At 50.0% G+C, this 4,868-nt stretch carries 6 protein-coding genes; 3 read left to right on the forward strand and 3 right to left on the reverse strand.

What is annotated here, in order from left to right; genetic code table 11:
- Nucleotides 1-3 precede the first annotated feature (3 nt).
- Complete coding sequence (locus H8Q75_RS07300) at nt 4-822, reverse strand: photosystem II manganese-stabilizing polypeptide (RefSeq protein WP_024125094.1); 819 nt, start codon at nt 820-822, stop codon at nt 4-6.
- Nucleotides 823-1,069: 247 nt separating this feature from the next.
- Here H8Q75_RS07300 and H8Q75_RS07305 point away from each other — a divergent pair, with 247 nt between their 5' ends.
- From H8Q75_RS07305 to H8Q75_RS07315, 3 genes are all read left to right on the forward strand, one after another.
- Nucleotides 1,070-1,588, forward strand: coding sequence for a hypothetical protein (locus H8Q75_RS07305; RefSeq protein WP_024125095.1), 519 nt, complete (start codon nt 1,070-1,072; stop codon nt 1,586-1,588).
- Nucleotides 1,589-1,768: 180 nt separating this feature from the next.
- On the forward strand, nt 1,769-3,316 hold the full coding sequence (locus H8Q75_RS07310) for a serine/threonine-protein kinase (protein WP_297041004.1): 1,548 nt from the start codon (nt 1,769-1,771) through the stop codon (nt 3,314-3,316).
- A 115-nt stretch (nt 3,317-3,431) separates the two neighbouring features.
- Entirely contained in the window at nt 3,432-3,602 is a 171-nt protein-coding gene (locus tag H8Q75_RS07315; protein ID WP_011056299.1) for a chlorophyll a/b-binding protein, read from the forward strand.
- A gap of 237 nt (nt 3,603-3,839) precedes the next feature.
- On the opposite strand, the gene ndhM is transcribed toward H8Q75_RS07315, so the two are convergent.
- Together ndhM and H8Q75_RS07325 are read right to left on the reverse strand one after the other, a co-directional pair.
- On the reverse strand, nt 3,840-4,175 hold the full coding sequence (gene ndhM, locus H8Q75_RS07320) for a photosynthetic/respiratory NAD(P)H-quinone oxidoreductase subunit M (RefSeq protein ID WP_024125097.1): 336 nt from the start codon (nt 4,173-4,175) through the stop codon (nt 3,840-3,842).
- A gap of 140 nt (nt 4,176-4,315) precedes the next feature.
- Nucleotides 4,316-4,840, reverse strand: coding sequence for a hypothetical protein (locus H8Q75_RS07325; RefSeq protein ID WP_024125098.1), 525 nt, complete (start codon nt 4,838-4,840; stop codon nt 4,316-4,318).
- Nucleotides 4,841-4,868: the final 28 nt, after the last annotated feature.

Raw genomic sequence — 4,868 nt, forward strand, 5'->3', positions numbered from 1 at the left:
ATCCTAGACAGGTTCGATGCGGGCGTAAAAGACCCCTTGAATTTTCACCTCATGGGGTTCGTGGGCACCCATATCATCATCGGAGAGTTGCTCACTTTCAAAGGTGCCAGCAATTTCACCGGTGCGGCCATCCACTTTCGCCACATTCAGAGAAATTTGACCCTTGGTGAGGGAGAAGCGTTTGACGTTGGCGCGAGCCAGTTCTTCTTCTTTAGCTTGGGGAAGGGCGATCGCCGAGTCATAACCAGAGGCCAAGCCCCGTCCTTTGGGATCGAGGAAGTTGGCAGTGCGGTAGGAGGGAACGTTGAATTCGCCCTTGAAATCCGTTGAAGTGGTGATGCTGGTCACGTTGGGCTGAGTGCTCGCCACCAAGTTTTTCACCGTAAACAGCAGTGGGATGCGCTCACCACCAGGCATTTGCACTGTCACTGGTTGGAAATCAATCCCATCCTCTTCCACAAACGTAAGACTGCCATCGCTGTTGACCTTGAGTTCCCCTTGAATTTGATCCAAGCTCGTGGTTTCGCGGGTCACCAGTTTTGTGGGCACAAATTCGGCCTCTTGGCGTTTGTTCTTAGGCTCTTCCTTGACCAAAAATGTCGTCGGCTGCAGGCACAGTTGGGCAATGCGATAGGTTTGGGAGCTATCAATGGGATAGGCACCACGCGCCGTATCATCCAGGGTGGGGCACTTGTTGGCCAGACCTGTACCCACAATATCGTCATAGGTTAAAGTCTGTTTTGCAGCAAAGGCGGGGGCGCTCAAGGAAAAAATCCCTAGACATACCGCCAGCAGAGTCGCCATTAAAATGCGATATTTCATGGTTAACCTCAGAAGTCAAAGCATCTCAAAGCAATCAAAGTGTGGGAGATAACCCTGCGTATAGAGTCCAGTGAAGGCAGCCATGCAACTACCTTATCAATCCATGATTATACGGAGGTTTGCGATCGCCTCAGAAAGGAAATTTTCGCGATATTTTAATCTTGCAAGAGGAAAAACCGATGAGCCACTCCTCTGCCACCGAAGCTGCCAAGTAAACTGGTGAAAAATCAGGATCAGGAGTAAATTCATGAATGACAACGAGTTGTTTGCCGTTTTCGTTGCCGATGTTGTCAATGGTACCGAGAGCCTTGCCTCCAATCCCAACTATCGCATTGAGTCCGTCCTAGGAACTTTGCAACTGGTGGACAACCGAACTGGCCTCATTGCCATAGGCAAAAGTGAAGAGGGTCAACCACAGATCACAGTCAAGCGCTACTGCGATGCGTGGGAATCTTTGCGACAGGCATTGATCCATAGTTCATTTTTTCCGGACCTTGCCTACAACAAAGCACCACTGGTGCCCTTTACCCGTGCCCCCATTCCCAAAGACTATCAGCTCTATGATTGTGCTGCCGGTGAGATGTGGCGCTGTTGGCGACGGAGGACAGTTGATCATGTGCATATCTATACCGCGAATCACTGGCGATCGGTGGGGGAGGTTTCCTGTAGTGGCGGTGTGGTCTTTATCCTTCTTCCTGATTTGGAGAAAGGAATTGAGATAACCAGTTCTTCGCTGATGTCTTGGTTAGGCGTTCCCAATGCTTAAAACCCTAAAACTGCTTAAGAAACTACGGATTGGGGAGAGCGATCGCCCCCATGGCTCAAATGGAGCAAACAGAACCCAAAGATTCCAGAGATAATATTAAGTAACTTATGGAGTAACGACCAAGCAACGTCAACCTTGCCTGCTTGCGATCTCGCCAGCCGATTTCCCTCCGAGGCAACTATGTCAGAACCCCACCGCGACACCAACATCGGCCAAGTCCTCATGAACCGGTATCGGCTCACGGAGTTAATTGGCAAAGGCTCAATGGGGCGGGTCTATCGCGCAGAAGATAGTCTCCTTGGGGGTGTTCCCGTTGCCGTTAAATTCCTGTCCCACAGCCTGCTCAACGATCGCATGAAAACCCGCTTTGCCCAAGAAGCGCGGGCGGGTGCTCTCCTCGGCCAGAAAAGTATGCACGTGGTGCGGGTGCTCGACTACGGCATGAACAACGAGGAAATTCCCTTCTACGTCATGGAATTTTTAGAGGGAGAAAACCTCAGTGATTTGCTCCTAGAAGAACCCCTGCCTTTAAGCCGATTTCTGCGCATTGCACGGCACATGTGCCTTGGTCTTCAGGTAGCCCATGAAGGAATTATCATCGAAGGCCAAAAATGCCCGATTATTCATCGTGACATCAAACCCAGTAATGTCCTTGTGATTCAGGATGGCACGATGGGGGAACTCGCCAAGCTATTAGATTTTGGGATTGCCAAATTTTTGGGGGATGTCTCTGAAAAGGGTCAAACCTCGTCGTTTATGGGCACTTTGGCCTATTGTTCGCCAGAACAAATTGAAGGGCGGGAATTGGATCACCGCTCTGATATCTACAGTCTTGGCATCACCATGTATGAGTTACTCACAGGCAAGATGCCCATTCAGGCGGAAAGCCACTCTATCGGTAGTTGGTTTAAGGCGCACCACTTCCAAAAGCCCATTCCCTTCAATGTGGCGAGTCCGGGGCTGCATCTTCCCCCTGCCCTTGAGGAACTGATCATGGCCTGTATGGCCAAATCCCCCAGTGATCGCCCCCAAAATGTTGGGGAAATTATCAAAGTTCTCACAGCTGTTGAGGAACAGTTTGGCAGTACTCGAGTCACCCAGCCGGGGGTAGGGGTTGCCGCCAAAGTATCTCAACCCTCAGAACGCCAATCTCAACCGCCTGTTGCCCTTGCGACGGTTGAGGAAGTCTGCTGGCAAAGTGTTTGGCCTGCGGATAAACCTGTAGCGGAAATTGTCTTTCCCGTGCCCTTGTATGCCCAACGGGAATCAGCGGCGTCGCTGTGGGTGATGTTGCCTCGGTCAGAGATTGATCGGCGCATGCTTAATCTTCGCTACAACCAGTTTCTCTTCACCACCAGTCCCCACCCGATGATCCTCTGGATTACGGCTATTTATGATCCCCAGCAAGGTCCCCGCTGGTTGCCCTGTTATTTGGATATGAAGCTGCCACGCAACCAAGAACTCTGCCTTTTGCTTTCGGAAACGGGTTATTACCCGCTGCTCTTTTTCTCCCTTGAGGATCCGCAACACTGCCTCAATGTCCGCATGTTTACAATCGCAACCTTTCAGCGGCAACTCCTACGGGACTGGCTGCAAACCAGTAAAAACTTACCCAGTTCGGCCCCAGCGGTTGTGAGCCGTAATCTCCTCAAGGCAGAATTTGAAAACTATAAGCCCCAAATCCTCGCCAAGCTAGAGAACGTGAAGATGGCTACAGTCATTGATTAGGGATATCGCGATCGCTCTCTAGGGCAGCAATAGAGAAAAATATATTAAGAGTTGTTGCGCAATTGGTAAAGAATTGTTACAGTGAGGGTACAGGGTTCGATCAGGAGTCAAAACCATGGAAGATACCAAAACCATTAAAGCTGAAGACCGCAATGCATGGGTGTTTGGATTTACCCCCCAAGCTGAAATTTGGAACGGCCGCCTTGCCATGATTGGTTTTGTGGCGGCACTGCTCACAGAACTGATCACCAAACAAGGCGTGCTTCACTTCTGGGGTCTCCTCTAGACCTTCACTTTCTCCCAATTTTCAGCGGTCAAAGTGTCATTTTGAGGTCAGTAATGGCCTCTTTTTTTTGGCCAATTGACGGTTTAACACCGCTTTTTCCCCCAAGCGATCACACAGGTGAAACACGAAAGACCAGATAGAGGATGGCTCTCCCTTTATGCATCCCAATGCTAAGAACGATAGCGGGAAGCTCCGCTGTCAAAGCTTGAATGATTTCGGAATTGAGAGTTTGGGAATCTAGGAGTGATTTACACGGGGAATCCCCAGACTATAGTTGCGCACACGACTATTGAGGTTGTAGCCAATTTCCCCTTGCATCAGTAAGAAGCGAATAAAGTGCTCCAAGTCTGAGCCAATCCGCCGCAAATTGTATTCCGTCAGGTCTTCCCCTGCGGCATTGGCCACCAATTCCTGAAACTTGGCTTCCACTTTCGCAAGGGCGGCTTCGTTCCACTCCAATTCGTTATCGGGATCCACATTCAGCGTCAGCGTTTCGGTATCAGGATGAACTTCACCATCTACCACATGGCCGGCATAGATGTGAACGTGGCGTGTTGTGGACTTCAGTAGCATGGCTAATCCAATGACGAGTGGACAGTAGTTCGTAAACGCTTTTACTATACCAAGAATTCTTTCAAGGAAAGTTTAGAAAAACTCATGCTTTAGCCCAAGAATCAGTAATGGCACTGAGCTGGTTTCTATGCTGCTTTTGGCTAGCGATCGCTGAACATCAAAGGGGCAATCGCCCCCTCTATCAATCCAGATTTTAGGTGCCTCGCAAAATTTCCCATTTGCGGATAGGGTGGGCTGGCTGATTTTTGCATGCCGGTCGTTGCCACAGGCGCCGCCGACCACTGGCCCAAGGGGAGGGTCACTGTGGGGACGGATGTTAACCCCCTCCCCATTGGCGCGAGTAATACTGAAGGCATTAAAATGGCATTAAAATCATATCTATCATATTTACCGACAACTGTAACGGTTTCGCCCGGCTGGCGATTGATTTGGTAAAACCAACGCGGCCCCGCATCCACCATCACTTGGCCAGTGCTGTTATCGAGGATGAATGGATTACCAACGACGCTGCGAACTGTGCCGCGAAGGGTCATCCCCTGAAAGTTCGTCAAATTGTGAATCGGTGTTGCCGACGGGGCACAGGTCTCAGTTATTGGCGGAAGAACGACCCCCGTAATACCGACAAAGAGAGGACAACTAAGGCTCCATAAACGTTTTATAACCATTTTTTCCTAATTTTTCCTAAATATCTTG

Origin of the sequence: Thermosynechococcus sp. OHK43 (assembly GCF_014466085.1) — a bacterium.
GTDB lineage: Bacteria > Cyanobacteriota > Cyanobacteriia > Thermosynechococcales > Thermosynechococcaceae > Thermosynechococcus.